Genomic DNA, 26128 nt, shown 5'->3' on the forward strand with positions numbered 1-26128 from the left:
CGATCCAGCTTGATATCCATCAACTCATCGGCGATCAGCGCAGGGCAATCACTGCGGCCCATTGTTCGGCGGTGACGGGCATCACCGACAGTCGCGAGCCTTTCTGCACCAGGGGCATCTCAGCCAGGGCGGTCTGTTGCTTGAGGTAGTCGAGCTTCAGCACGTGGGTAAACGTTTCGACGTGGGCCACGTCGATCGCGGTCCAGGGGTTTTTGTCCGGGCCGGCCTTGGGGTCGAAGTAATGGCTGTCGGGTTCCAGCGCTGTCGGGTCGGGGTAGGCCGCGCGGACGATCCGGCCGATCCCGGCAATGCCTGGCTCGGGGCAACTGGAGTGGTAGAAAAAGAACGCGTCGCCCACCGCCATGGTTCGCAGGAAGTTACGCGCCTGGTAGTTGCGAACCCCGTCCCAGCGTGCCTGGCCGAGCTTTTCCAAACCTTGGATGGATAATTCGTCGGGCTCGGATTTCATCAGCCAATAGGCCATGATTGCTACTCCTTGGCGGTGTTGAAAAAAATAGTTCAGCGATTTTATGACAAACCGACAGTCGGTTGACGCCAGCGTTTGCGTGTCGGGGCCGGTTGCCGCAAAATGCCGGCCTTCCAAGCTTGACGCTGCTGCACGGCCAATAAGAAAACCGCTGCTGTCATCGTGTGTGATATGCCTTGAGGGGGGCAATCGATGAAACGCAAACCGGATTTGTTGTGGATCTTAGTCATTCTGTTCGGTCTGGGTGTCGTGACCACGGGTTACGCCCAAAGCCTGTGGGCCAACAAGACCGATGCGCCGGTGGAAATCACCCAACCCGCACCATCGCTCAAACGCTGAACCTGCTTTCCTGGCGCCGCTGATGACCGCGGCGTCTACCCCGCGATATACCAATGCCTGTCGCTGACCGTTCCCTGCAGCGGCACGTCCCAGCTTGCCTGCGCCAAGCGTTCGACTTTCTGGCATTCATGGGCCAGCCCCAGTAGCGTCGGCTTGCGCCACTGCTTGCGCCGTGCCAGATATGCCAGGCTGCGGTCATAAAAGCCGCCGCCCATGCCCAGCCGCCCACCCGCATCGTCAAACCCCACCAGTGGCAACAACACCAGGTCCAGCGTCCAGACCTTGCGCTGCCGGGCGATGTTCTTGCGTGGCTCAGGAATACGAAACCGGTTGGGCTGCATTTTTTCGCCGGGGTGGATGCGCTGGAACACCATCTTGGTCTGCGGCCATGGGCTGAGTACCGGCAGGTAAGTGGCCTTGCCTCGGCGTTGGGCTGCGCGCAGCAGCAGGCGCGGGTCGATCTCGCCGTCGTTGGGCAGGTACAGGGCGATGTGCCGCGCACGGCGAAACAGCGGATGCTGGGCCAGTTGCTTGTACAGCCCGCGGGCGGCTTGCCGTTGCTGGGCGGGCGTCAGGGCGCGACGGGCCTGGCGCAGCAGGCGTCGAAGTTGCGGGCGGGGCAGCAGCGCAGGTTCGGTCATATCAATGCTTCACGCAATGGCGATGCCACAGCGTAACCGCAAAACGGGCTGCTCAGAAATGCCGGCGCCAGAAACGACAATGCCAGTCCGCATGGACTGGCATTGTCTGGAATCAGGCTCCCCGGATGAACCGCTGTCGGCTTAGCCCTTGAACCCGAAAGTTCAAGGTGGAAGTTGCAGGGGGCGTTAAGGCTTTCCGTCAAGCGGACATGCACACCGGCCCCAACGTGCAACCCCCGTGGTTGTGCGTATCGGCTCAGGGACATCACCAACTGGCAAGCACCCCAGGGAGTGAAGCGAGTATACCCCAGGCAGCCTCGCGAATCAGCCCTTGCTGACGTCTGGATCGGTGGCGAGCACCAAATCCACCCGATCGAGCAGGTCGCGCACCTGTTCACGGGTCGAGCCGCTGACCTGCAGGTCAGGCGTATCCTGGCGATGCAGCAGGTCGTGGGTGATGTTCAAGGCGGCCATCACGGCGATGCGGTCGGCGCCGATGACTTTGCCGCTGCTGCGGATCTCGCGCATCTTGCCATCCAGGTAACGGGCGGCGCTCACCAGGTTGCTACGCTCTTCCTGGGGGCAGATGATCGAATATTCTTTGTCGAGGATCTGCACGGTAACGCTATTGCTTGAACTCATGAGTCTTGCTCCAGGGCCTTGAGGCGCGAAATCATCGATTCGACCTTACGCCGGGCGATTTCGTTTTTTTCAATGAGGTGCGCGCGTTCCTCGCGCCAGGTTTTTTCCTGAGCTAATAGGAGTCCGTTTTGGCTCTTAAGTTGCTCGACCCGGTCAATTAGCAGTTCGAGTCTGGCCATCAGCGCTTGCAGGTCGGTGTCTTCCATTGTGTCCACTGAAGATTGTGTCTGATGGAGGGTATGGGTCGCACAGCCTCTGATAGTCTTGGCGAGTCTGTCGATGTAGGATACAAGGCCTCCATTCTAGACATAGCGCCGTCTGGCGCCTAGCTGCCCATGCCCATTCAGAATTCCCCGTATCAAGCATTCGCCACCCTGCTGAGCACCAGCGGTCATCCTGTCTCGCCTGCCGAACTGCATGGCCTTCTGCTCGGTCGCAGCTGCGCCGGCGCCGGTTTCGAGGCCGACGGCTGGTTGGCCGACGCCGCCGAACTGCTGGAAGGCGAGCCGGCGGACAACGTCCGCAATGCGCTTATCGGCCTGCAGGAAATGGTCAAGGGCGAGCTGACCAGCGACGACATGACCGTCGTCCTGCTGCTGCCCACTGACGACGCCCCCTTGGCCGAGCGCGCCGCTGCGCTGGGCCAATGGTGCCAGGGCTTCCTCGCCGGCTTCGGCCTGACCCGCCGCGAATACGCCTTGAGCGAAGAGGCCAAGGAAGTGCTGCAGGACTTGGCCGCGATCTCCCAGGTCCAGGATGCCCTGGAAGAATCCGATGACGGCGAAAGCGACTACATGGAAGTGATGGAGTACCTGCGGGTCGCGCCATTGCTGCTGTTCACCGAGACCAAGAAAACCGATGCAGCGGCCCCCAAGCCATCCTTGCATTAATTTTTAGAGGGAACCCCGTCTGCCCATGATTCATATCCCGAAATCGGAATACAGCCGTCGCCGCAAGGCCCTGATGGCGCAGATGGAACCCAACAGCATCGCAATCCTGCCCGCCGCCGCCGTTGCGATCCGCAACCGCGACGTCGAGCACGTCTACCGCCAGGACAGCGACTTCCAGTACCTCAGCGGCTTCCCCGAGCCGCAAGCGGTGATCGTTCTGATGCCTGGCCGTGCCCATGGCGAATACATCCTCTTTTGCCGCGAGCGCAACGCCGAGCGTGAATTGTGGGATGGCCTGCGCGCTGGCCAGGAAGGGGCGATCCGTGACTACGGCGCCGACGATGCATTTCCCATCACCGACATCGACGACATCCTGCCGGGCCTGATCGAAGGCCGCGACCGGGTGTATTCGGCCATGGGCAGCAACCCGGAATTCGACCGGCACCTGATGGAGTGGATCAATGTGATTCGCTCCAAGGCCCACCTCGGCGCCCAGCCGCCGAACGAATTCGTTGCCCTGGATCATCTGCTGCATGACATGCGCCTGTATAAATCGGCGGCAGAAGTGAAAGTGATGCGCGAAGCGGCGCGGATCTCCGCCCAGGCGCACATCCGGGCGATGCAGGCGGCGCGCCCGGGTCTGCATGAATTCAGCCTGGAAGCCGAGCTCGATTATGAGTTCCGCAAGGGCGGGGCGAAGATGCCGGCCTATGGCTCGATCGTCGCGGCGGGGCGCAACAGCTGCATCCTGCATTACCAGCAGAACGACGCGCTGCTCAAGGACGGCGACCTGGTGCTGATCGACGCCGGTTGTGAAATCGACTGCTACGCCAGCGATATCACCCGTACCTGGCCGGTCAGTGGCAAGTTTTCACCCGAGCAGAAGGCGATCTACGAAGTGGTGCTGGCCGCCCAGGAAGCCGCGTTTGCCCAGATCGCGCCGGACAAACACTGGAACCAGGCCCACGAAGCGACGGTGCGGGTCATTACCGAAGGATTGGTGCGCCTGGGGCTGCTGGAGGGTGAAGTGGACGATTTGATTGCCAGCGAGGCCCACAGGGCGTTCTACATGCACCGCGCCGGCCACTGGCTGGGCATGGACGTGCACGACGTGGGCGAATATCGGGTCGGCGGCGAGTGGCGGGTACTTGAGGTCGGCATGACGCTGACGGTGGAGCCGGGCATCTATATCAGCCCGGACAACCGCAGCGTCGCGAAAAAATGGCGCGGCATTGGCGTGCGCATCGAGGATGACGTGGTAGTGACCAAAACCGGTTGTGAAATCCTGAGCCACGGCGTACCGAAGACGGTCGCCGACATCGAGGCCCTGATGGCCGCCGCCCGGACGCAAGCAGCATGAGCCGGGTCAACCTGGCGATCATCGGCGGCGGCCTGGTCGGCGCGAGCCTGGCCCTGGCCTTGCAGGCCGGTGCCAAGGCCCGGGGCTGGAAGATCATGCTGATCGAGCCCTTCGCCCCCGGCGACGCCTGGCAACCAAGCTACGATGCCCGGTCCTCGGCATTGTCCTACGGTGCCCGGCAGATTTATCAACGCCTGGGTGTCTGGCAGGAAATTTCCCGCCGCGCCGAACCGATCAAGCAGATCCATGTGTCCGACCGCGGGCGGTTTTCCACGGCGCGGCTGTCGGCCATGGAAGAGGGCGTGCCGGCGCTGGGCTACGTGGTGGAAAACGCCTGGCTCGGCCAGTGCCTGTGGCAAGGCCTGGACCCGGAGGTCATCAGTTGGCGCTGCCCGGCACAGGTCACCCGCATGGAACCGCTGGTCGGCGGTTATCGCTTGACCCTCGACGACGAAACCACCCTGGAGTGCGACCTTGCCGTACTGGCCGATGGCGGCCGCTCCGGCCTGCGCGAGCAGTTGGGTATCGGCGTGAGCAGTCGACCCTACGACCAGAGCGCCTTGATCGCCAACATCACCCCCAGCGAAGCCCACAACGGCATGGCCTTCGAACGTTTTACCGATGACGGCCCGATGGCGTTGTTGCCGCTGCCGGAGAATCGTTGCGCGCTGGTCTGGACCCGCCAAGGCATGGACGCACAACGGCTGGCGGCCCTCGACGAGCGCAGTTTCCTCAGCGAGTTGCAGGGCGTGTTCGGCTATCGCCTGGGCACCCTGAAACAGGTGGGCGTACGACATCTGTACCCGCTGGCGCTGGTGGAGGCCGAAGAACAGGTCCGTCCGCACCTGGCGATCCTGGGCAACGCCGCCCACAGCCTGCACCCGATTGCCGGGCAGGGGTTCAACCTGTCCCTGCGCGATGCCCAGGCCCTGGCCGATGCCTTGCTCGACAGCGAAAGCGAGCCTGGGGATTTTGCCGTGTTGCAAGCCTATCGCGAGCGCCAGCGAATGGATCAGGCCCTCACCGTGGGCTTCTCCGACCAGGTCACGCGCCTGTTCGCCAGCAACCTGCCGTTGGTGTCCCTGGGCCGTAACCTCGGCCTGTTGGGCCTCGACCTGCTGCCGCCGGCCAAGCGCTGGTTCGCCCGCCAGGCCATGGGGTTGGGGACGCGTCCCGATGCATGAGGCCGGGGCTGTCATTTTTTTTCATGGGCGACTGATGTCGCCAGCAAAACAGGCTTAGAGCATGGAATTGCGTGCAGATCTGCTGATTGTCGGCGCCGGTATGGTCGGCAGCGCCCTGGCGCTGGCGTTGCAGGACAGTGGCCTGCAAGTGCTGTTGCTCGACGGCAGCCCGATGAGCGTCAAACCCTTCGATCCCCAGGCCGCGTTCGAGCCTCGGGTCAGTGCCTTGTCGACGGCCAGCCAGCGGATCCTCGACCGCCTGGGCGTCTGGGACGGCATCACCGCCCGGCGCGCCAGCCCCTATACCGACATGCACGTCTGGGACGGCAGCGGCACCGGGCAGATCCATTTTTCAGCCGCCAGCCTGCACGCCGAGGCGCTTGGGCACATCGTTGAAAACCGTGTTGTGCAGGACGCCTTGCTGGATCGACTGCATGACTGCGACCTGGGCCTGCTGGCCAATGCCCGGCTGGAACAGATGCGGCGTTCCGGTGACGACTGGCTGCTGACCCTGGCCGACGGTCGCACGTTGCGCGCGCCCCTGGTCATTGCGGCTGACGGTGCGAATTCCGCTGTGCGCCGCCTGACGGGCGTCGCTACGCGCGAATGGGATTACCTGCACCACGCCATCGTCACCAGCGTGCGCAGCGCCCGGCCGCATCGAATGACGGCCTGGCAACGGTTTACCGATAACGGTCCGCTGGCGTTCCTGCCACTTGAGCGTGACGGTCAGCACGATTGGTGCTCGATCGTCTGGTCCACCACCCCCGGTGAAGCGCAGCGCTTGATGGCACTCGATGACACGGGATTCTCCAGCGAGCTGGAACGGGCCTTCGAAGGCCAGCTCGGCACGGTGCTGAGTGCCGACCCGCGCCTGTGCGTGCCGCTGCGCCAACGGCATGCCAAGCGCTATGTGGCCGAAGGGCTGGCGTTGATCGGCGACGCGGCCCATACCATTCATCCGTTGGCCGGGCAGGGCGTGAACCTGGGCTTCCTCGACGCCGCCGTGTTGGCCGAAGTGCTGTTGCAGGCGGCCGGGCGTGGCGAACGACTGGCCGACGTGAAGGTGTTGAGCCGTTACGAACGGCGACGCATGCCCCATAACCTGGCGTTGATGGCAGCGATGGAAGGGTTCGAGCGCTTGTTCCAGGCCGATCCGTTGCCGGTGCGCTGGTTGCGTAATACCGGGCTGAAGCTGGTGGACCGCATGCCCGAGGCCAAGGCGTTGTTCGTGCGCGAGGCGCTGGGGTTGATTGGGGATTTGCCGGATTTGGCCAAGGCTTGAGAGGCGGGTTGGGGCTTATGGCCCTATCGCGAGCAAGCTCGCTCCCACAGGCTTCACCGGATCAAATGTGGGAGCGAGCTTGCTCGCGATGAGGCCGGCACAGCCACCTCAATCCATCTGTGCAACATTTGGAAATGTGTCCGCCCACAGTTCGATTGAGATGCCAAATGTGAGTCCTTATCATTTGCGCTTCGTTCATAATCCAGAGACCGCTACCATGTTGGCACCTAAGCGCCTGCTATCCGCCCTCGCCTTGACCCTGATCGGTACCACTGCCGCCCAGGCCGCCGATGAGGTGGTGGTCTACTCTTCGCGCATCGATGAACTGATCAAACCTGTCTTCGATGCCTACACCAAGAAAACCGGCGTGCCGGTGAAGTTCATAACCGACAAGGAAGCGCCATTGATGCAGCGGATCAAGGCCGAAGGCGAGAACGCCACGGCCGACCTGCTGCTCACCGTCGACGCCGGCAACCTCTGGCAAGCCGAGCAGATGGGCATTCTCCAGCCGTTCACCTCGCCGGTGATCGACGCCAACATCCCTTCCCAATATCGCGCCTCTTCCCACGCCTGGACCGGCTTGAGCCTGCGGGCGCGGACCATCGTCTACTCCACTGATCGGGTCAAACCCGGCGAGCTGAGCACCTACGAAGCCCTGGCTGGCAAAGAGTGGGAAGGCCGCCTGTGCCTGCGCACCTCGAAGAAGGTCTACAACCAGTCGCTGACCGCCACGCTGATCGAAACCCACGGTGCGGAAAAAACCGAGGAGATCCTCAAGGGCTGGGTCCGGAACCTGTCCACCGACGTGTTCTCCGATGACACCGCGCTGCTTGAGGCGATCAATGCCGGGCAGTGCGACGTTGGCATCGTCAATACCTACTATTATGGCCGCCTGCACCAGCAGAAGCCGGACCTGAAGGTGAAGCTGTTCTGGCCGAACCAGGCCGACCGTGGCGTGCACATCAACCTCTCGGGTATTGGCTTGACCCAGCATGCACCGCATCCGGACGCCGCGAAGAAGCTGGTGGAGTGGATGACTACGCCGGAAGCGCAAAACATCTTCGCCGACGTGAACCAGGAGTTCCCGGCCAACCCGAACGTCGAGCCGTCCAAGGAAGTGGCAGCCTGGGGCAAGTTCAAGGCCGATACCCTGCCGGTGGAAGTCGCGGGTAAGCGTCAGGCCGAAGCCATTCGCATGATGGATCGCGCTGGCTGGAATTAATCCAAGTCAGACACGGTCCCCTGTGGCGGTTGTAAGATAGGTGCCCGCGCGAACGCGCGGGCATCATCATTTAAACGAGAACACCCCTTGGCCCACCCCGCCCAACGCCGTTGGTACCCCCTGGTCTTTGCCATCGCCGCGCTGGTCTTGTTGCCCCTTAGCGTCTTGCTGCTGTCCTGGCAGAGCATCGATCAACAGATCTGGTCCCACTTGTGGGACACGCAAATGCCGCGCTTGCTGGGCAACACCCTCACGCTGGTCCTTGGCGTGGGTGTCGGGGTGACGTTGCTGGGTGTCAGTCTGGCCTGGCTCACCAGCCTGTGTGAGTTCCCCGGGCGACGCTGGCTCGACTGGGCGTTGATGTTGCCGTTTGCGATTCCGGCCTACGTGTTGGCGTTTGTCTTCGTTGGCCTGCTGGACTTTGCAGGCCCCGTACAGACGCTCATGCGGGAATGGTTCGGCAGTGGCCTGCGCCTGCCCCGGGTCCGTTCCACCGGTGGGGTGATCCTGGTGCTGGTGCTGGTCTTTTACCCTTACGTCTACCTGCTGGCGCGCAGCGCCTTCCTGGCCCAGGGCAAGGGGTTGATGGAAGCCGCCCGGGTGCTCGGGCAGTCGCCGTGGCAGGCGTTCTGGCGCGTGGCGCTGCCGATGGCTCGGCCGGCCATCGGTGCGGGTGTGGCGCTGGCGCTGATGGAAACCCTGGCGGATTTCGGCGCGGTGTCAGTGTTCAACTTCGATACTTTCACCACCGCGATCTACAAGACTTGGTACGGCTTCTTCAGCCTCTCCAGCGCAGCCCAACTGGCCAGCCTGCTGTTGCTGGCGGTGATGCTGGTGCTCTACGGCGAACGCCGGGCTCGCGGTGCCCACCGAGCCAGTAACGAGCGTCCCCGGGCCAAGGCATTGTATGCGTTGCGCGGAATCAAGGCCGTGGCAGCCAGCAGTTGGTGCTTCCTGGTGTTCGCCTGTGCCTTTGTCATTCCAGTGATGCAGTTGGTGGTGTGGTTCTGGCAACGCGGTCGTTTCGACCTGGACGAACGTTATGCCGGGCTGATCGTCCACACCCTCTACCTGGGCGGCCTGGCCGCGCTGATCACCGTTTGCGTGGCCTTGCTGCTGGCGTTCGCCCGACGGCTGGCGCCAACCCGTCCGATTCGTGTCGGCGTCGGCCTGGCGAACCTGGGCTATGCCTTGCCCGGTTCGGTGCTGGCGGTGTCGATCATGCTTGCATTCAGCTACCTGGACCGTGAACTGGTCATCCCGCTGTCGACCTGGCTTGGCGGTGCAGGCAAACCGTTGTTGCTGGGTAGCCTGTCGGCGCTGTTGCTGGCGTATCTGGTGCGCTTCCTGGCGGTGGCCTACGGTCCGTTGGAGAGCAGCCTGGCGCGAATTCGTCCGTCTTTGCCCGAGGCGGCACGCAGCCTTGGGGTCAGTGGGCCGCGACTGTTTTTCAAAGTGTATCTGCCGTTGCTGCTGCCCGGCACCTTGAGCGCGGCGTTGCTGGTGTTCGTCGACGTGCTCAAGGAAATGCCCGCGACCCTGCTGATGCGGCCGTTCGGCTGGGACACGCTGGCGGTGCGGATCTTCGAGATGACCAGCGAAGGGGAGTGGGCTCGGGCTGCCTTGCCGGCGCTGACGCTGGTGCTTGTGGGTCTCTTGCCGGTCATCGGATTGATACGACGTTCGGCCCATCGAAACAGCTAGGTGTCAGTCCTACCTCATGCGGCTACAATGCGCGGCATTCGGTGCGGTCCGTCTGTCGGACCGGGCAACTGAGAATGTCAGAAAACTCCTTTTTTTCAGACGTTCGCGCTGTGCAGTGCCCCTCCGCACCTTCGCCAAGCCCGGAAGGAGAAACCCATGGGACAGCGTACGCCACTGTATGACCTTCATCTCGCCCTCGGCGCGAAGATGGTCGATTTTGGCGGTTGGGATATGCCTTTGCATTACGGCTCGCAAGTCGAAGAACACCATCAGGTGCGTCGCGACTGTGGAGTGTTCGATGTATCCCACATGACCGTGATCGATGTCGCCGGCCCCCAGGCCAAGGTCTGGCTGCAGCGCTTGCTGGCCAATGACGTCGATCGTTTGCAGGACACAGGCAGTGCCTTGTATAGCGCGATGCTCAATGAGCGCGGCGGCATTGTCGACGACATGATCATCTACCGTGTCGAGGACGGCTATCGGCTGGTCTTCAACGCCTCGACCCGCGATCAGGATCTTGCCTGGATGCAGGCACAGCTCGGTGGCTACGACGTGCAGCTGCATGAACGCCCCGAACTGGCGATGCTGGCGATCCAGGGCCCTCAGGCCAGGCAGAAGATTGCCGAGCTGGTGGCGCAACCGCGTGGGCAAATCATCCAGCAACTCAAGCCTTTCGAAGGTCGCGCCGACGGCGAATGGTTCATCGCCCGGACCGGCTACACCGGCGAAGATGGTCTGGAAATCGTTCTGCCGGCCCAGGAGGCCCCGAGCTTTTTCAACGACCTGGTAGGGGCCGGCATTTCGCCCATCGGCCTTGGCGCCCGCGATACCTTGCGCCTGGAAGCCGGCATGAACCTCTACGGCCAGGACATCAACCAGGATGTTTCGCCGCTGGCCTCGAACATGGCCTGGAGCATCGCCTGGGAACCGGCGAGCCGTCAGTTCATCGGGCGCAGTGCGCTGGAAACCGAGCTTGCCAGCGGCGTGCAGCACAAACTGGTCGGGCTGGTGCTGGAGGAACGGGGTGTTTTGCGCGCCCATCAGGTGGTTCGCATCGCCAATGTTGGCGAAGGGGAGATCACCAGTGGTAGTTTTTCTCCTACGCTTAGCAAGTCGATCGCGCTGGCACGTGTTCCGATGGCTACCGCCGACCGTGCCGAGGTAGAGATTCGCGGCAAGTGGTACCCGGTACGGGTGGTCAAACCGACCTTCGTCCGCCATGGCAGAACCCTGATCTAACCTTTTGCGGCGGGCCGCTGGCCGCTGACACTTTCTCTTGAGGACACCGAATATGAGTAATATCCCTGCCGAGCTGCGTTTTGCCGATAGCCATGAGTGGGCACGCCTGGAAGCTGACGGTACCGTCACCGTGGGCATCAGCGATCATGCGCAGGAAGCCTTGGGCGATGTGGTATTTGTCGAGCTGACTGAAGTCGGTAAGGTCTTTGGCGCAGGTGACCAGGCCGGTGTGGTCGAGTCGGTCAAGGCGGCTTCCGATATCTATTCCCCGATTGCAGGTGAAGTGATCGCGGTTAACGAAGAGCTGAGCGGTTCGCCGGAACTGCTGAACTCCGATCCGTACGGCGCCTGGATCTTCAAGCTCCAGCCAAGCGACAAGGCCGAGGTGGGCAAGTTGCTCGATGCGGCAGGCTACAAGGCCGCTATCGGCGAATAACCCGCTCCCACAGGGGTTGGGACAGGCTCGGGATGTTCGCCGGGCAAAAAATGCCGCTCCCATCGAGCGGCATTTTTTATGGGTGTTGCGCCTGAAATCAGAACGCCATCCGCGCCTCGACGTAAAGGTTCTGCTCGCGCAGTTTTCCCTTGAGTTGTTCGTCCCGAGCATTGATACGGTTGGCGAAGGTGTTGTAACCGGTTTCGATATCGCCCATGTCGACGTAGCGATAGCCGGTGCCAAGGGTAATTTGCTGGTTGAGTTTGATATCCGCCCCCACGCCCAGGGCATAGGCAAAGTTGTTCTGGCTGTTGTTTGCGAATCGCCGCGAAGGATTGGATTGATATCCTTCGGAACTGATGTGTGCCACACCCAGGCCGGCCATGGCGTACAGCGAGAGGTATTGATTCAGGGGGAAATCCTTGTATCCGTTGAGCATCAAGCGGCTAGAGGAGACTTGCATGTTGTTGACGTTGGCATTGAACGGCGCCCAGTGACTCTTGAACTCCGAATCCTGCTTGAGGGTGTATTCCGCTTCCAACCGCCAATCACCCTTCAATCCGAAGCCAATCGCCACGGAGCCGCCGACGTCCTTGTTGCTGTTGGGGCTGACAACCCGATTGTGGACCCTGGGACTGGTGAGCAGCGCATCTGCGAGATCTTGCTGGGCACTCAGAATTTTTATCGAGCCGTACAGGCCCTCGGCATGAGAGATGTTGCTGAATGCGGCGGTGATCAGCAGCAGGGAAAGACAAGATTTATTCATAAGTATCGACTCGTAGGGTGGGTAAAGTTCGAATCGATAGAGTTTGCGGCGCCTGTCTCGAAGCCTTATATCAGAGCCTTCCTCGGTGAACCGGTGAATTTTCGTCGTAGAGGCGGGGTTAAGGGCTTATTCGATGTAGGAAAAGAAGTTGCAGATTTTTCCGCAAAAAAAAATGCCGCTCATGGAGCCATGAGCGGCATGCGGTTCTGGGTAACGATCAATCCTGGGCGACGGCGTTTTTCGCCAGGATCGCGTTGGCCAGTTCCATGTCGGTGGCTTGCAGGCCTGGGTTGTCGGCGCGCACTTTCTGCATCGCCGCTTCCAGGTAAGGGCCACGAATACCGCCGTCACTGGCGACGAAGCTGCCGGCGTCGTCCTGGGCGGCGACGATCAGCTTGTGATCCTTGAAGGTCAGGTAGGTGGAACCGGTGGTCGCACCGGATGAGATGACGTTACGCCAAAACGTGTCGGCCATTGCCGAGCCAACAGGAAGAGACAGCAAGGCTAGGGTAGCGACAGCAAGTTTGAGACGCATGATAGGTGACTCCACTGGGTTAACTATGACGTTGGATTACCTGCGCCTCTATTCAGTTCCATGACTGCTCAGTCAGCCCGTTCCACCTGCAGCACCGCGCCTTCCTGCGCCACCACCCTGACCCGCGTGCCCACGGACGACTCGGGGCCCTTGGCCAGCCAGACGCTGTCGGCCACCTTGATCTTGCCGCGGCCATCGACAATCGCTTCATGAACCTGGAAGACCTTGCCGATCAGCTCCTGCCCACGCAGGTTCAAGTGCGGCTGATCGCTTTGGCGCACGGCGCTGCGCTGGCGTCGCCACCAGTACAGCGCTGTGGCGATGGCGAACAGGCCGAACAACAGGAACTGCAGCTCCCACGGCATCTGCGGCAGGATGAGCGTGAGCACGCCGACTGCCGCGGCGGCCATGCCGATCCACAGCAAGTAGCCGCCGGCGCCGAACACTTCAAGGATCAGCAGGATGACGCCCAGCGCCAGCCAGTCCCAGTACGACAGGTGTTGCAGGAACATCCACATACGCGTGCCTCAGGCTTTCTTGCTGTCGAAGGTGGCCCTGACGATCTCGCCAATCCCGCCGACCGCACCGATGACCTGGCTGGCTTCCAGGGGCATCAGGATCACCTTGCTGTTGTTGGCCGAAGCCAGTTTGCCCAGCGCATCGATGTATTTCTGCGCGACGAAGTAGTTCACGGCCTGGACGTTACCGTCGGCAATGGCCTGGGACACCACCTGAGTGGCCAGCGCTTCGGCTTGTGCCTGGCGCTCGCGGGCCTCGGACTCCAGGAACGCGGCCTGGCGACTGCCCTCGGCCTCAAGGATTTGCGCCTGTTTCTTGCCTTCGGCGGTGAGAATCGCCGACGCTCGCAGGCCCTCGGCTTCGAGGATCTGGGCACGCTTGATACGTTCGGCTTTCATCTGTCCCGACATGGCGGCCATCAGGTCGGCCGGCGGGCTGATGTCCTTGATCTCGATCCGGGTGATCTTGATGCCCCACGGCGCCGTGGCTTCATCGACAGTGCGCAGCAGTTTTTCGTTGATACCGTCGCGCTGGCTCAGCATCGCGTCCAGCTCCATGGACCCCAGCACGGTACGGATATTGGTTTGCAGCAGGTTGCGGATAGCGTGTTCGAGGTTGTTGACCTCGTAGGCGGCCTGGGCGGTGTTGACCACCTGGAAGAAACACACGGCGTCGATCTGTACCGTGGCGTTGTCGGCGGTAATGACTTCCTGGGGCGGGATGTCCAGCACGCTTTCCATGACATTGATCTTGCGCCCGATGCGATCCATCACCGGGATGATGATGTTCAGGCCGGGCTTGAGGGTGTTGGTGTAGCGGCCGAACCGCTCGACGGTCCATTGGTAGCCCTGGGGCACCACCTTGAAACCCATGAATAGAATGGCGACCACGAGGCCGATAAAAAGTAAAAGAACGCTACCGATCTGCATGACGGTTCCCTGTTCGGATTGAGATGGACCTGCGAGCCCCTGAGTGTAGGGCAAGCGGCCATTATCTTCCCTATAGTCCTTGTGCCGTGGAGATTTAGCGACACGTTGAGCCCTGTAGGAGCTGCCGAAGGCTGCGATCTCTTGATCTCGATCTTGAGACTCAACTGTCTGGGACAAGATCGCAGCCTCGCTGCACTCGACAGCTCCTACTTCTGCTCGCTCTGCGGCGTCACCCGCAGCACTTCCTCGACCGTGGTCAAGCCCGCCGCCACCTTTTGCGCCCCCGACAGTCGCAGGCTGCGCATGCCTTCCTTGAATGCCTGGCGGCGTACCGCCAGCAGGTCGGTGTCGGGGTGGATCAAGGCCTTGACGCTGTCGGTCAGTTGCATGATTTCGTAGACGCCCGCGCGGCCGCGGTAACCGGTGTCACGGCATTCCAGACAACCGACGGCCTGTTGGGCGTTGCTCGGCAGCGGCGCCTGCCAGGGCCGCGTCAGGGTTTGCCAATCATCTTCATCCAGGGTCAGGGGAGCCTTGCATTGAGGGCACAGGGTGCGCACCAGTCGCTGGGCCATGACCCCGAGCACGGTGGCCTTGATCAAGTAATGCGGCACCCCCAGCTCCAGCAGGCGACTGATGGCGCTCGGCGCGTCGTTGGTGTGCAGCGTCGACAGCACAAGGTGCCCGGTGAGCGCCGCCTGGATCGCCATTTCGGCGGTCTCCAGGTCGCGGATCTCACCGATCATGATGATGTCCGGGTCTTGTCGCATCAGCGCCCGCACCCCGGCAGCGAAGGACAGGTCGATGTTGTGCTGGACCTGCATCTGGTTGAAGGAGGCCTCGACCATTTCAATCGGGTCCTCGATGGTGCAGAGGTTCACTTCCGGCGTCGCCAGTTTCTTGAGGGTGGTGTAGAGGGTGGTGGTCTTGCCGGAACCGGTGGGCCCGGTCACCAGGATGATGCCGTTGGGCTGGCGGGTCATGTCCTGCCAGCGCCGCAGGTCGTCGGCGGAGAAGCCGAGTTGGTCGAAATCCTTGAGCAGCACTTCCGGGTCGAAGATCCGCATGACCATTTTTTCGCCGAACGCGGTGGGCAAGGTCGACAGGCGCAATTCCACTTCGCCACCGTCCGGGGTCTTGGTCTTGACCCGGCCGTCCTGGGGTTTGCGTTTTTCCGCGACGTTCATCCGCCCCAGGCTCTTGAGACGGCTGACGATCGCCATCGTGACCTGCGGTGGGAACTGATAGACGGTGTGCAGCACCCCGTCGATGCGAAACCGCACGGTGCCCTGCTCGCGGCGCGGTTCGATGTGGATATCGCTGGCGCGCTGCTGGAAGGCGTACTGGAACAGCCAGTCGACGATATTGACGATGTGGGCGTCGTTGGCGTCCGGCTCCTGGTCGCTGGCGCCCAGGTTGAGCAGTTGTTCGAAATTGCTCAGGTTGCTCGGTTGCTGATCGACCGTGGTGGCGCCGCTGACCGATTTGGCCAGGCGATAGAACTCCACGCTCAAGCGCTGGATGTCTACCGGGTTGGCGACCACCCGCTTGATCGGCAGCTTGAGCACGTGGGTCAGGTCGGCTTCCCAGCTATTGACGTAGGGCTGTGCGCTGGCGACGGTGACGGCGTCGCGATCGACCGCCACCGCAAGGATCTTGTGGCGCTGGGCGAAGGCGTAGGACATCAAGGGCGTCACGGCCGCGACGTTGATTTTCAACGGGTCGATGCGCATGTACGGCTGGCCGGCCTGCTGGGACAGCCACAGGGTCAGGTTCTCCAGCTCCAGGCGCTTGCCGGGCCGGCTGAGGTCGTCCAGGTGCTGGTTGGCGATGAACTCCAGCGGATGCAACTGGCTATTGGCGCTGTGGCGTCGGCGGGCGTTCAGCGCGGTTTCGGCCGAATCCTGGCTGATGAGGCCCTGGGTGACCAGTTGGCGCAGCAGATCGTTGAGGTCCAGCCAGCGGTCCTGAGTGGCGTGTTTGGTGGACATGCGGGTTCCTATTGGACAATTGCAGCAAAGCCGCGATACAGACGCTTCGGCGTCCTCGCTCGGTCTGCAAAAGAATAGTCCCGACCCCGTAGACCGTTGGGCCACTACCCGACCAATGCGTTACCAATTCTTGCCCACGGGCGTTCAACAGACGGCTTGGGCCGGCCCAACGTGCGCAATATCAGCGTCTTGCAGGTCCACCGAACAGACACTGATCAAGTTACGTAATTTTTCAGCAATGACCTGGGCACGGTGCCAGCTCAGCCCATCCATGACGATCTCCAGCGCCAGCACATCGTCGAGGCGCTCGACCTGAACCTGCAGCGGCGTCAGGCCTTGCAAGGCAAACAGGTTCAACGCCCGGCACAGTAAATCCGGCTCGGCTTCGGCCAATATCTGGTACTGCACCCGGCAATGGGTATTGGCGGCGTGCCAGACATCGGCGCGGGTCGGGGTTATGGCAACGGCTTCGAGTGGGGGCATGTTCGGTCTCCTGGGTAGCGGGAGAAATATTTACATGCGAGCCGGGGTATTTCTTATCTAAGATGAGTGATTATTAGGATGTTTTGAATCGCTTGATTCTCGAAATCAATCATTACGGGTTTGATTATGCACTGCGAATTGGATGGCTACGACCGTAGGATACTGGCGCTGCTGCAGGAGGATGCGTCGCTGTCCAGTGCGCAGATCGCCGAACAGGTCGGCTTGTCTCAGTCGCCATGCTGGCGGCGGATCCAGCGGATGAAGGAGGAAGGCATCATTCGCGGCCAGGTGACCCTGCTGGATCGCAAGAAAATCGGCCTCAACACGCAGATCTTCGCCGAAATCAAACTCAACGCCCACGGTCGTTCGAACTTCACCGAGTTCACCGAGGCGATCCGCGGCTTCCCCGAAGTGCTGGAATGTTACGTGCTGATGGGGTCGGTGGATTTTCTGCTGCGCATCGTCACGGCGGACATCGAGGCGTATGAGCGATTCTTTTTCGAAAAGCTGTCGATGGTGCCGGGGATCCAGGAAGTGAACTCGATCGTGGCGCTGTCGGAGATCAAGTCGACGACGAGTTTGCCGGTGGTGCGCTGAGCTTGTTTCTGCGGTGTTTTTACTGGCCTCATCGCGAGCGAGCTCGCTCCCACAGTTGATCTTCAGTGGCCACAAGATGTGTGTACAACACTGATCCAATGTGGGAGCGAGCTTGCTCGCGATGGCGGCATCACAGACGCAGCAAAGTCTTCCAGGCCCGATTCTGGTAAACCGCAATCGCCTGCTGCTTGCGCGCATCCAGCGTTTCGTCGGTGATCGGCTGGTTGGCCAATTGCGCCAGTTTGTTCAGCTCGCCGTAGAGGCGATCCATTTCCGGGATCTCCAGCACATGGCGGGCGTGGTGCAGCCAGGCCTGGATGCGTTCGATGCGCGGCAGTTGCTCGGCCAGGTCTTCCGGCTGTTGCTGGTAGCGTTGCAATTGCAGGGACGAGGACTCTTCGCCCAGCAGGCGCGGCAGCCAGCTGCCCAGTTGTGCCGCGCCCTGGCGATTGCCTCGGGTGTTGCGCTCGGTGGCCCAGCTGCGCGCCAGCAGCCAGCGTGAAGTATTGAGGGAAAACAGGCCCCAGCGCGGGTCTTGCAGCTCTTCAAGGAACTGTTCCGGCGCCGCCTTGCGCACGTCTTCGTCATCCAGGCCGGCCTGGACCAGTGGGCGCCAGTCTTCCAGCAACGCGTCCAGGGCCAGGCGCAAGTCGTGGGTCGATTGGCGCGGCGCGGCCTGGCCGAGGCTGCTGAGCAGGGCACGCAGTTCGGCGAGGTTTTCCACCCAGTCCTGCAGCAGGCGCCAGTGGCCGTTGAAACGGTATTGTTCGGCCAGGCGCTGGCTGCTGCCAAGCAGATGCCAGCTCAGCGCGGCGAAGGCGTCATCCAGCGGCGTTTCGGCGGTCAATTGCGGAGCCGGCAAGCTCAGGGCGTAGCTGCCCGCGTCATACAGGCGATAGCCACGCTCGGCCTTGCTGATGTCGCAGGGCATCAAGGGCAGGGTCGCGGCCAGCTCGGCGGCCAGCTCCAGCAGGGCGGCGGGTTCGCCTTCGCGCAGTTCCAGCTCCAGTTCGCAGATTTCTTCCTTCTGCTTGCCGACCACCACATGGCCCAGGTCCAGGGCGGCTTCGATGACCACTTTGCTTTTGCCACGGCCCCAGGCGATTTCAGCGCGTTCGCGAACAAAATCGGTGGTGAAGATGGCCTTGAGGGTTTTCTTGTCCAGTTCGGCCAGGGCATCGGGCCAGCATTCGCCGTCGAGCTTCTTCAGGTCGAGCTTGGCCTTGGGCAGGTGCCAATCGTACTCGTTGCGCTCGGACAGGCCGGCGACGCTCTGGCCGCGGGTCTTGAGGGTCTGGATCACCTCTTCGCCGTCGCGACGCAGGCGCAGGGCGACCTTGGCCCGGGCCAGGTCACGCTCTGGCGTGTCGAAATACTGGTTCATCAGTTCGTGGCGTTCCCAGCCACTCTTGTTGCGTTTTTTCAGCAGCGGATGCTCGCGCAAGGCTGCCAGGGTCTCGCGGCTGACGCGGAGTTTGATTTCGGTTTCTTTCTGCATGGCCGGAAAATCCAGGGATCGGGTGTGCAGCCGGGGAAGGTGTGGCTGCCAAGGCCGTGCAGTGTACAGGACTCACTCGCCCTAGGTTTATTCCTGGGTCCAGATGGTTCTATGATGAACGTCAATCTGTAAGCCCGGAGTCAGCGATGCCTTTGCCGTCCATGAAAGATCAATTCGCTGCCCTGATCGCCGCCCCTTCGGTCAGTTGTACCCAGCCTGGGCTGGACCAGTCCAACAGTGCCGTGATCGAGCTGCTGGCAGGCTGGCTCACTGAGCTGGGGTTCTGCTGTGATATCCAGCAGGTCAGCCCTGGCAAATTCAACCTGCTGGCCAGTTTCGGCAGCGGCCCCGGCGGCCTGGTGCTGGCCGGCCACAGCGACACGGTGCCGTTCGACGGCGCGTTGTGGCAGACCGATCCGCTGAAGCTCACCGAGGTCGATGGCCGCTGGGTGGGCCTGGGCAGTTGTGACATGAAGGGTTTTTTCGCCTTGGCCATCGAAGCGGTCAAGCCGCTGCTGGACCAACCGTTCAAGCAACCGCTGCTGATCCTCGCGACCTGTGACGAAGAAAGCTCCATGGCCGGCGCCCGGGCCCTGGCCGATGCCGGGCGGCCACTGGGGCGCGCGGCGGTGATTGGTGAGCCAACCGGCCTCAAGCCGATTCGCCTGCACAAAGGCGTAATGATGGAGCGCATCGACATTCTCGGGCGCAGCGGCCATTCCTCCGATCCGAGCCTGGGCCACAGCGCCCTGGAAGCCATGCACGATGCCATGGGCGAACTGCGCGGGCTGCGCCTGCAATGGCAGCGTGAGTTCCGTAACCCGCAGTTCACCGTGCCACAGCCGACCCTGAACTTCGGCTGCATCCATGGTGGCGACAACCCCAACCGCATCTGCGGCCAATGCTCCATGGAATTCGACCTGCGGCCCTTGCCCGGCATGGACCCGCACATGCTGCGGGCGGCGATCCAACAGAAGCTCGACCCCATCGCCGAACGCCATAAAGTCAAGATCGACTACGCACCGCTGTTCCCCGAAGTGCCACCCTTCGAGCAGGCCGAAGACTGCGAGCTGGTACGGGTGGCTGAGCGACTCACCGGCCATCGTGCCGAAGCAGTGGCGTTTGGCACCGAAGCGCCTTATCTTCAGCGCCTTGGCTGCGAGACCCTGGTGCTCGGCCCTGGCGATATCGCCTGCGCCCACCAGCCGGGCGAGTACCTGGAAATGTCACGTTTGCAACCTACCGTACAGCTGTTGCAACAATTGATCGGTCATTACTGCCTGACACCGGCCACGGTCGGTTAAATTGCCCCCTTGCGGGGCCGTATTCATCACATGAGGAGAGCGCGCGTGTCGCCAAGCCTGTTCCGACGATAACCACCAGCCCGTTGTGCGTTCTGTTTCGTCTTTTTTTGGCTGTTATTTATTACAGGTCCAGGTTCATGCCCGAATACGTCAATTGGCTTCGTCACGCTTCGCCCTACATCAACGCCCACCGCGATTGCACCTTCATCGTCATGCTGCCCGGCGACGGGGTGGAACACCCTAATTTCGGCAACATCGTCCATGACCTGGTGCTGCTGCACAGCCTCGGCGTGCGCCTGGTGCTGGTCCATGGTTCACGCCCGCAGATCGAGACCCGCCTCGCTGCACGGGGCCTCACGCCCCATTACCACCATGGCATGCGCATCACCGATGCCGCGACCCTGGAGTGCGTGATCGACGCGGTCGGCCAGTTGCGCATCGCCATCGAGGCCCGCCTGTCCATGGACATGGCGTCCTCGCCCATGCAAGGCTCGCGGCTGCGGGTCGCCAGCGGCAATCTGGTCACCGCGCGTCCCATCGGTGTGCTCGAAGGCGTGGATTATCACCACACCGGTGAAGTGCGCCGGGTCGATCGCAAGGGCATCAACCGTCTGCTGGACGAGCGCTCCATCGTGTTGCTGTCGCCGTTGGGTTATTCGCCCACCGGGGAGATCTTCAACCTCGCCTGTGAAGACGTTGCCACCCGTGCCGCCATCGACCTGGCCGCCGACAAGCTGCTGCTGTTCGGTGCCGAGCAGGGACTGATTGGGGAGGATGGGCGACTGGTTCGCGAATTGCGCCCGCAACAGGTTCCGGGCCACATGCAACGTCTGGGCAGTGACTATCAGGCCGAACTGCTGGATGCGGCAGCCCAGGCCTGTCGTGGCGGCGTCGCACGCAGCCATATCGTCAGCTATGCCGAGGACGGTGCGCTGCTGGCTGAACTGTTCACCCGCGATGGCAGTGGCACGCTGGTGGCCCAGGAGCAATTCGAGGTGGTGCGCGAAGCGGCCATCGAAGATGTTGGCGGCCTGCTGGACCTGATCAGCCCGCTGGAAGAGCAGGGGATCCTGGTGCGTCGCTCCCGCGAAGTGCTGGAACGCGAGATCGAGCAGTTCAGCGTGGTCGAGCGCGAAGGCATGATCATCGCCTGCGCGGCGCTGTACCAGATCGCCGATTCCGACGCCGGGGAACTGGCCTGCCTGGCCGTGAACCCGGAGTACCGCCACGGTGGCCGGGGCGATGAGCTGCTGGAACGGATCGAAACCCGGGCCCGGGCCCAGGGGCTCAAGACGCTGTTCGTGCTGACGACCCGGACCGCCCACTGGTTCCGCGAGCGCGGTTTCGAGCCCAGCAGTGTCGAGCGCCTGCCGGCGGCGCGGGCTTCGCTCTACAACTATCAGCGTAATTCGAAGATCTTCGAAAAAGCCTTGTAGGCGGCCGTCGGAAACTTTGCCCTGCCGCGATCTTCTTGATTTCAGACAATGAGCAGCTAGTCTGGAACACGTCAAGATCGCGGCATGCGCTAATTGTCGTGACAGGAATCGAAGGCGCAGGAGGCGCGCAAACCTATCTCGCCGCCAAGCATTCGCGGGCCTTCATGAATCCCCGACGAATCATCGTTCAGTAAATTCCTGCGTCGCCGATAAGCCATGTCACGGCCTGATGGTGCTGTGATAGTGGCCATATGTCGAAACGAGCTGAAAACTGTTGAAACAATTCTTTTTGGAATTATAGAGAATCCATTATCCTGCGGGCCGGTGTAGAGGGGTTAGACCATAGTCGTAGTCATAAATGGTTACGATTGACTTGTCAGTCACGGTCTGGCGCTAATCGCGCATCCGCGGAATCCGGGCGTTCGATCCGGAACCAAAGACACACAAGAATTAGAAAACGAGAGGAGCGAAGCATGAACAAGTCCACCTTGGCCCTGGCCGTGGCCGTTGGGGTTCTGGCGCAGCAGGCAGGCGCCGCGGGTTTTATCGAAGACAGCAAGGCGTCCGTCAGTTCTCGTACGTTGTATTTCAACAACGACAACCGTGAAACGGGCAGCGAGGATCTGCGCGAAACAGGCACCGGCCTGAAGTTCGACTACAAGTCGGGCTTCACGCAAGGTGTTGTGGGTTTCGGTATCGACGCCCAAGCCCTGGTGGGTATTCGTCTCGATGGGGGTGACGGGCGTAACAACGGCTCCTATATGCCAGCCGATACCGATGGTTCGGCGGTACATGAATGGAGCCGTCTGTCCGGTAACGTAAAGGCGCTTTTCTCCAAGACCGAGGCCCACCTGGGTGGTGCCCTGGCGCCTAACCTGCCGATCCTGGTTGCCAACGACAGCCGTCTGCTGCCGCAGACCTTTGAAGGTGGCACCATCACCTCCAAGGAAATCGACAACGTCACCTTCAACGCTGGTCAGTTGGAACACGCAACAGGCCGTGCATCGAGCAACAGCACCGGTTTGGCCGTGGCGGGCGGTACCCAGGACAGCAACCAGTTCCGCTTTGCCGGTGCTGACTGGAAGGTTACCAAGGACCTGACCCTGCAGTACTACTACGCGAACCTGCAGGATTACTACAAGCAGCACTTCCTGGGCGCGGTTCATGTGTTCCCGATCAGCGAAGGCCAGTCGTTCAAGACTGACCTGCGTTACTTCGACAGCAGCTCGGATGGCCGTAACGGCGATGCGGGCTATGTCTTCAATAACAACCAAGGCTATGCCAAGAACCCGGGCGAGGTCGATAACAAGACCTGGAGCGCGATGTTCACGTACACCCTCGGCGGCAGTGCCTTCCTGTTGGGTCACCAGCAAGTCGGCGATGACGGTGGCTTCGTCTACCTGAACCAGGGCAACGTGGTGAACGGCGACGGTCGTCCCGAAGGTGCCGGTGGCGCGAGCTTCTACCTGTTCACCGACAGCATGATCAACGGGTTTGTCCGTGCCGGTGAAAACACCACCTTCGGTCAATACTCCTATGACTTCGCTTCCCTCGGCGTTCCAGGCCTGAAAGCCTCGGTCGCCTACCTGCGCGGTGACGACGTCAAGTCCCGCACCGCAGGCGGAAGCGATTACTCCGAGTGGGAACGCGACATGCGCGTGGATTACGTCATCCAGCAGGGTGCGTTGAAAGGCTTCGGCACTACCCTGCGTCAGGGTACCTACCGCAGCAGCGGTGCAGGCGACAGCCAGGATCAGACCCGCCTGATCTTCAACTACACTTACAACTTCATGTAAGACGTAGCGAAGTAAAAAAAGCCCCGCCCGGCAGCACGCCGGGCGGGGCTTTTACGTTTTCTGGGGACGCGATAGGGTTCTCCGCTATCGTGCAGACTCCGCCGCGTCCTTACGCAGGATGAACGCGCTGAACGCGAGGAAATCACCCAAGTGCTGGGTAATGATCGCGACCATGATCGGTAGCTGCAGGGCTTGGTAGTCATGCACGGCGATATTCCTGAAACCCACCATGTTCTTCAGGTTTTTCACCAGACCTTCTTCCACCCAGCCACCTTGAAAAAGTAACTCGAATGTATCGCGGGCACTTTGCGGGACACCCAGTCGCTCACGTCGAATCAGATGCTGTCCCATATCCAGTGCCGCTTCGCACGCACGCTGGATGTTCAGGACTGCCGAATCCTGGCGAGTGAAATCGGTGGCAAACGTAGCGGGATCCTTCTCATATTCCTCCCGTACCCTGGCGACGCAACGCTCGATGCTCGCAGCTTTGTTGATCAGTACGTCATCGGCCATACACGCTGCCTTCTTCCTGAATATCCTTGAGCAGGCCTGCCCGAGCCTCGTCGAGAGCGGTCTTTTCGCTGAGAATAAAACACTCGAACAACCCCGCTTGTACGTCTCTGGCCCAGAGCCTCTGACCGCGGGTCACGATCTGGTATTGCATGACGGTGGTTGCCGCACGTAGGTCGATCAGATCCACCGGACTGCCCGCGATATCCGCCAAATCACCTGAAAGCTGCCATAACGACACAGGGTCGACTTCGCCGGACAAAAGCACAGCCAAGTCGACATCGCTGTCAGGCCCGGCGGTTCCCTGTGCATGGCTACCAAACAGGTAAACCGCCAGCAGTCCAGGGAGGTGGTTTTGCAGATGAGTCAACAAGGCATGAGTGTTCATGTTGCCTATCCTAGCCGCTCGTCCTGAAATCGCGTCAATAATTTCCGTAATGTAGACACAAAACAAAAAAAGCCCCACCCGGCAACACGCCGGGCGGGGCTTTTGCGTTTCGGGTCTGGCCCACCCCTGTAGCCTTCCCCGAACTTTCTCCTCTTTACAGCAACTCGAGGCCTTCTCGAACCTCGCTGACGATCTTGTGCCGGTAGGCGGAAGGGCGCCAGTGAACAGTTTTTTATATTCACTATCGATCTAGATAAATGGATATTCATTCTTTTTAAAGCAATCGAAAGCGGTGCAAAGTTGGGCTCACAACAACCTCATCCAGGAGCCGCACCATGAGCCTCAGACTCGGCGACATCGCCCCCGACTTCGAACAGGATTCCAGCGCCGGCAAGATTCGCTTCCACGAATGGCTCGGCGACAGCTGGGGCGTGCTGTTTTCCCACCCGGCGGATTTCACCCCGGTGTGCACCACCGAGTTGGGCCTGACCGCCAAGCTCAAGGACGAGTTCGCAAAGCGCGGGGTCAAGGCCATTGCCCTCTCGGTCGACCCGGTGGACTCGCACCAAAAATGGATCGAGGACATCAACGAGACGCAGAACACCGTGGTCAATTTTCCGATCCTGGCCGATGCCGATCGCAAGGTGTCGGACCTGTACGACCTGATTCATCCCAATGCCAGCGACACGCTGACCGTGCGCTCCTTGTTCGTGATCGACCCGAACAAGAAGATCCGCCTGACCATCACCTACCCGGCCAGCACCGGGCGCAATTTCAATGAGATCCTGCGAGTGATCGACTCGCTCCAATTGACCGACAACTACAAAGTCGCCACCCCGGCCAACTGGCAGGACGGTGATGAAGTGGTGATCGTGCCGTCGCTCAAGGATGAAGAGGAACTCAAGCAGCGTTTTCCCAAGGGTTATCGCGCTGTGAAGCCTTATCTGCGCCTGACCCCGCAGCCTAACCGCTGACGCACACCCGACCTGAACCTGTGGGAGCGAGCTTGCTCGCGATGGCGTCGGATCTGCCAACGTCGATGTCGACTGATACACCGCTATCGCGAGCAAGCTCGCTCCACAAGGGATTTCTGTGCACCAAGGGTTTTGGCCGTTTCGACGGCCTTTTTTTATTGCTTAAAGAGAGTGAACTTCATATCTCTAAATTGCATAACTAAATGAATAAATATGATTTAAAGATATATGTGTCCCCCTGTTATGGTTGGCTCCATACCGCGAGATCGCCCTCCGCGAATCGCACGTGACAGTTAAGGAATAGCAGGCATGTTGGTCGTCTCACTCGGTGGCAGTCCCAGCCAACGCTCCCGCTCCGGGGTGCTGCTGGAGCGCTCGCAACGCTGGTTGCAGCAGCAAGGTGTGGAAGTGGTGAGCTATCAGGTGCGCGACTTCCCGGCCGAAGATCTGCTCCATGCCCGTTTCGATAGCCCGAAGGTGATCGACCTGCTCCAGCAGATCGAAAATGCCGACGGCCTGTTGATTGCCACGCCGGTGTACAAGGCGTCTTTTTCCGGTGCGCTGAAGACCCTGCTGGACCTGCTACCTGAACGCGCCCTGGCCCATAAAGTGGTGTTGCCGATGGCAACCGGCGGCAGCATCGCCCACATGCTGGCGGTGGATTACGCCTTGAAACCGGTGTTGTCAGCGCTCAAGGCCCAGGAAATGCTCCACGGGATCTTTGCCGAAGACAGCCAGATCACTTACGGCGAAGGCAGCGCCCAGGCGCAACTGGCACCGGCCCTGCAACAGCGCCTGGACGAGGCCTTGGAACAGTTTTTCAGCGCCATGGCCCGTCGGCCCAGGCCGCTGGACCCCAATGTATTGAACGAACGTTTGTTGAGTGCTCGCTGGAGCATTTGAACCCCGAACACCCCTGATTCAACTCACCTTACTCAGCCGCCAACGGCCAAGCAGGTGCAGCCAAAACCCC

The 26128-nt window shown here is 61.3% G+C and carries 28 protein-coding genes and 1 other RNA gene; 15 read left to right on the forward strand and 14 right to left on the reverse strand.

Going from position 1 to position 26128, the window contains the following annotated elements:
- Nucleotides 1-34 precede the first annotated feature (34 nt).
- Complete coding sequence (locus LQ215_RS05415; protein ID WP_230147724.1) at nt 35-484, reverse strand: EVE domain-containing protein; 450 nt, start codon at nt 482-484, stop codon at nt 35-37.
- Nucleotides 485-679: 195 nt separating this feature from the next.
- Here LQ215_RS05415 and LQ215_RS05420 point away from each other — a divergent pair, with 195 nt between their 5' ends.
- Nucleotides 680-826: a hypothetical protein gene (locus LQ215_RS05420; RefSeq protein WP_230147726.1), complete on the forward strand. Its 147-nt coding sequence runs from the start codon at nt 680-682 to the stop codon at nt 824-826.
- A gap of 35 nt (nt 827-861) precedes the next feature.
- On the opposite strand, the gene LQ215_RS05425 is transcribed toward LQ215_RS05420, so the two are convergent.
- The 4 genes from LQ215_RS05425 to LQ215_RS05440 form a co-directional block, all read right to left on the reverse strand.
- Complete coding sequence (locus tag LQ215_RS05425; RefSeq protein ID WP_058542288.1) at nt 862-1467, reverse strand: 5-formyltetrahydrofolate cyclo-ligase; 606 nt, start codon at nt 1465-1467, stop codon at nt 862-864.
- Nucleotides 1468-1581: 114 nt separating this feature from the next.
- A non-coding RNA gene (gene ssrS, locus LQ215_RS05430) (6S RNA) lies at nt 1582-1761 on the reverse strand.
- 30 nt (nt 1762-1791) lie between these two features.
- The gene (locus LQ215_RS05435; RefSeq protein WP_003177364.1) at nt 1792-2109 is read right to left on the reverse strand and encodes a cell division protein ZapA; all 318 of its coding nucleotides are present in this window, start codon (nt 2107-2109) and stop codon (nt 1792-1794) included.
- A complete protein-coding gene (locus tag LQ215_RS05440; RefSeq protein ID WP_003177365.1) occupies nt 2106-2315 on the reverse strand; it encodes a TIGR02449 family protein in 210 nt (69 codons plus the stop codon). The genes LQ215_RS05435 and LQ215_RS05440 overlap by 4 nt, the downstream gene beginning before the upstream one ends.
- 129 nt (nt 2316-2444) lie before the next feature.
- Here LQ215_RS05440 and LQ215_RS05445 point away from each other — a divergent pair, with 129 nt between their 5' ends.
- The 8 genes from LQ215_RS05445 to gcvH all read left to right on the forward strand — a co-directional run bounded on the left by LQ215_RS05445 (nt 2445) and on the right by gcvH (nt 11429).
- On the forward strand, nt 2445-2999 hold the full coding sequence (locus LQ215_RS05445) for a YecA family protein (protein ID WP_058542287.1): 555 nt from the start codon (nt 2445-2447) through the stop codon (nt 2997-2999).
- Between the two features lie 25 nt (nt 3000-3024).
- Complete coding sequence (gene pepP, locus LQ215_RS05450) at nt 3025-4359, forward strand: Xaa-Pro aminopeptidase (RefSeq protein WP_230147728.1); 1335 nt, start codon at nt 3025-3027, stop codon at nt 4357-4359.
- Entirely contained in the window at nt 4356-5543 is a 1188-nt protein-coding gene (gene ubiH / locus LQ215_RS05455) for a 2-octaprenyl-6-methoxyphenyl hydroxylase (RefSeq protein ID WP_230147730.1), read from the forward strand. The genes pepP and ubiH overlap by 4 nt, the downstream gene beginning before the upstream one ends.
- 67 nt (nt 5544-5610) lie before the next feature.
- Complete coding sequence (locus tag LQ215_RS05460; protein WP_230147807.1) at nt 5611-6828, forward strand: 2-octaprenyl-3-methyl-6-methoxy-1,4-benzoquinol hydroxylase; 1218 nt, start codon at nt 5611-5613, stop codon at nt 6826-6828.
- 217 nt (nt 6829-7045) lie between these two features.
- Nucleotides 7046-8050, forward strand: coding sequence for an extracellular solute-binding protein (locus LQ215_RS05465; RefSeq protein WP_230147732.1), 1005 nt, complete (start codon nt 7046-7048; stop codon nt 8048-8050).
- An 87-nt stretch (nt 8051-8137) separates the two neighbouring features.
- Entirely contained in the window at nt 8138-9754 is a 1617-nt protein-coding gene (locus tag LQ215_RS05470; protein ID WP_230147734.1) for an ABC transporter permease, read from the forward strand.
- A gap of 156 nt (nt 9755-9910) precedes the next feature.
- On the forward strand, nt 9911-10993 hold the full coding sequence (gene gcvT / locus LQ215_RS05475; protein WP_230147736.1) for a glycine cleavage system aminomethyltransferase GcvT: 1083 nt from the start codon (nt 9911-9913) through the stop codon (nt 10991-10993).
- A 52-nt stretch (nt 10994-11045) separates the two neighbouring features.
- A complete protein-coding gene (gcvH, locus tag LQ215_RS05480) occupies nt 11046-11429 on the forward strand; it encodes a glycine cleavage system protein GcvH (RefSeq protein WP_230147738.1) in 384 nt (127 codons plus the stop codon).
- Between the two features lie 97 nt (nt 11430-11526).
- On the opposite strand, the gene LQ215_RS05485 is transcribed toward gcvH, so the two are convergent.
- The 6 genes from LQ215_RS05485 to LQ215_RS05510 form a co-directional block, all read right to left on the reverse strand.
- Nucleotides 11527-12195, reverse strand: coding sequence for an outer membrane protein (locus tag LQ215_RS05485; protein ID WP_230147740.1), 669 nt, complete (start codon nt 12193-12195; stop codon nt 11527-11529).
- A 217-nt stretch (nt 12196-12412) separates the two neighbouring features.
- Complete coding sequence (locus LQ215_RS05490) at nt 12413-12733, reverse strand: DUF2388 domain-containing protein (protein WP_170846005.1); 321 nt, start codon at nt 12731-12733, stop codon at nt 12413-12415.
- 65 nt (nt 12734-12798) lie between these two features.
- A complete protein-coding gene (locus LQ215_RS05495; RefSeq protein WP_230147748.1) occupies nt 12799-13248 on the reverse strand; it encodes an NfeD family protein in 450 nt (149 codons plus the stop codon).
- Nucleotides 13249-13257: 9 nt separating this feature from the next.
- Entirely contained in the window at nt 13258-14178 is a 921-nt protein-coding gene (locus tag LQ215_RS05500) for an SPFH domain-containing protein (protein ID WP_014340768.1), read from the reverse strand.
- Between the two features lie 206 nt (nt 14179-14384).
- Complete coding sequence (locus LQ215_RS05505) at nt 14385-16169, reverse strand: GspE/PulE family protein (protein ID WP_230147756.1); 1785 nt, start codon at nt 16167-16169, stop codon at nt 14385-14387.
- A gap of 144 nt (nt 16170-16313) precedes the next feature.
- Nucleotides 16314-16652, reverse strand: a complete 339-nt coding sequence (locus LQ215_RS05510) for a hypothetical protein (RefSeq protein WP_230147758.1) — start codon at nt 16650-16652, stop codon at nt 16314-16316.
- A 126-nt stretch (nt 16653-16778) separates the two neighbouring features.
- Between LQ215_RS05510 and LQ215_RS05515 the strand changes: the two genes are divergently transcribed.
- Nucleotides 16779-17249, forward strand: coding sequence for an Lrp/AsnC family transcriptional regulator (locus tag LQ215_RS05515; RefSeq protein WP_230147760.1), 471 nt, complete (start codon nt 16779-16781; stop codon nt 17247-17249).
- Nucleotides 17250-17379: 130 nt separating this feature from the next.
- Here LQ215_RS05515 and LQ215_RS05520 read toward each other — a convergent pair whose 3' ends face one another.
- The gene (locus LQ215_RS05520; RefSeq protein ID WP_230147762.1) at nt 17380-18747 is read right to left on the reverse strand and encodes a CYTH domain-containing protein; all 1368 of its coding nucleotides are present in this window, start codon (nt 18745-18747) and stop codon (nt 17380-17382) included.
- 146 nt (nt 18748-18893) lie between these two features.
- Between LQ215_RS05520 and argE the strand changes: the two genes are divergently transcribed.
- The 3 genes from argE to LQ215_RS05535 all read left to right on the forward strand — a co-directional run bounded on the left by argE (nt 18894) and on the right by LQ215_RS05535 (nt 23283).
- Nucleotides 18894-20051 (forward strand): acetylornithine deacetylase, encoded by a 1158-nt coding sequence (gene argE / locus LQ215_RS05525; protein ID WP_230147764.1) that lies wholly within the window; start codon nt 18894-18896, stop codon nt 20049-20051.
- A gap of 137 nt (nt 20052-20188) precedes the next feature.
- Entirely contained in the window at nt 20189-21487 is a 1299-nt protein-coding gene (gene argA, locus LQ215_RS05530; protein WP_230147766.1) for an amino-acid N-acetyltransferase, read from the forward strand.
- Nucleotides 21488-21960: 473 nt separating this feature from the next.
- The gene (locus LQ215_RS05535; RefSeq protein WP_230147768.1) at nt 21961-23283 is read left to right on the forward strand and encodes an OprD family porin; all 1323 of its coding nucleotides are present in this window, start codon (nt 21961-21963) and stop codon (nt 23281-23283) included.
- An 84-nt stretch (nt 23284-23367) separates the two neighbouring features.
- On the opposite strand, the gene hepT is transcribed toward LQ215_RS05535, so the two are convergent.
- Together hepT and mntA are read right to left on the reverse strand one after the other, a co-directional pair.
- Nucleotides 23368-23796: a type VII toxin-antitoxin system HepT family RNase toxin gene (gene hepT, locus LQ215_RS05540; RefSeq protein WP_230147770.1), complete on the reverse strand. Its 429-nt coding sequence runs from the start codon at nt 23794-23796 to the stop codon at nt 23368-23370.
- A complete protein-coding gene (mntA, locus tag LQ215_RS05545) occupies nt 23786-24181 on the reverse strand; it encodes a type VII toxin-antitoxin system MntA family adenylyltransferase antitoxin (RefSeq protein ID WP_230147772.1) in 396 nt (131 codons plus the stop codon). Before mntA ends, hepT begins: the two co-directional genes overlap by 11 nt.
- A 335-nt stretch (nt 24182-24516) precedes the next feature.
- Between mntA and LQ215_RS05550 the strand changes: the two genes are divergently transcribed.
- Both LQ215_RS05550 and ssuE read left to right on the forward strand, forming a co-directional pair.
- Nucleotides 24517-25155, forward strand: coding sequence for a peroxiredoxin (locus tag LQ215_RS05550; protein ID WP_230147779.1), 639 nt, complete (start codon nt 24517-24519; stop codon nt 25153-25155).
- Nucleotides 25156-25464: 309 nt separating this feature from the next.
- On the forward strand, nt 25465-26058 hold the full coding sequence (gene ssuE / locus LQ215_RS05555; RefSeq protein WP_230147780.1) for an NADPH-dependent FMN reductase: 594 nt from the start codon (nt 25465-25467) through the stop codon (nt 26056-26058).
- The last annotated feature ends 70 nt before the right edge of the window (nt 26059-26128 follow it).

Origin of the sequence: Pseudomonas brassicacearum, assembly GCF_918698105.1 — a bacterium.
Classification (GTDB): domain Bacteria; phylum Pseudomonadota; class Gammaproteobacteria; order Pseudomonadales; family Pseudomonadaceae; genus Aquipseudomonas; species Aquipseudomonas brassicacearum_F.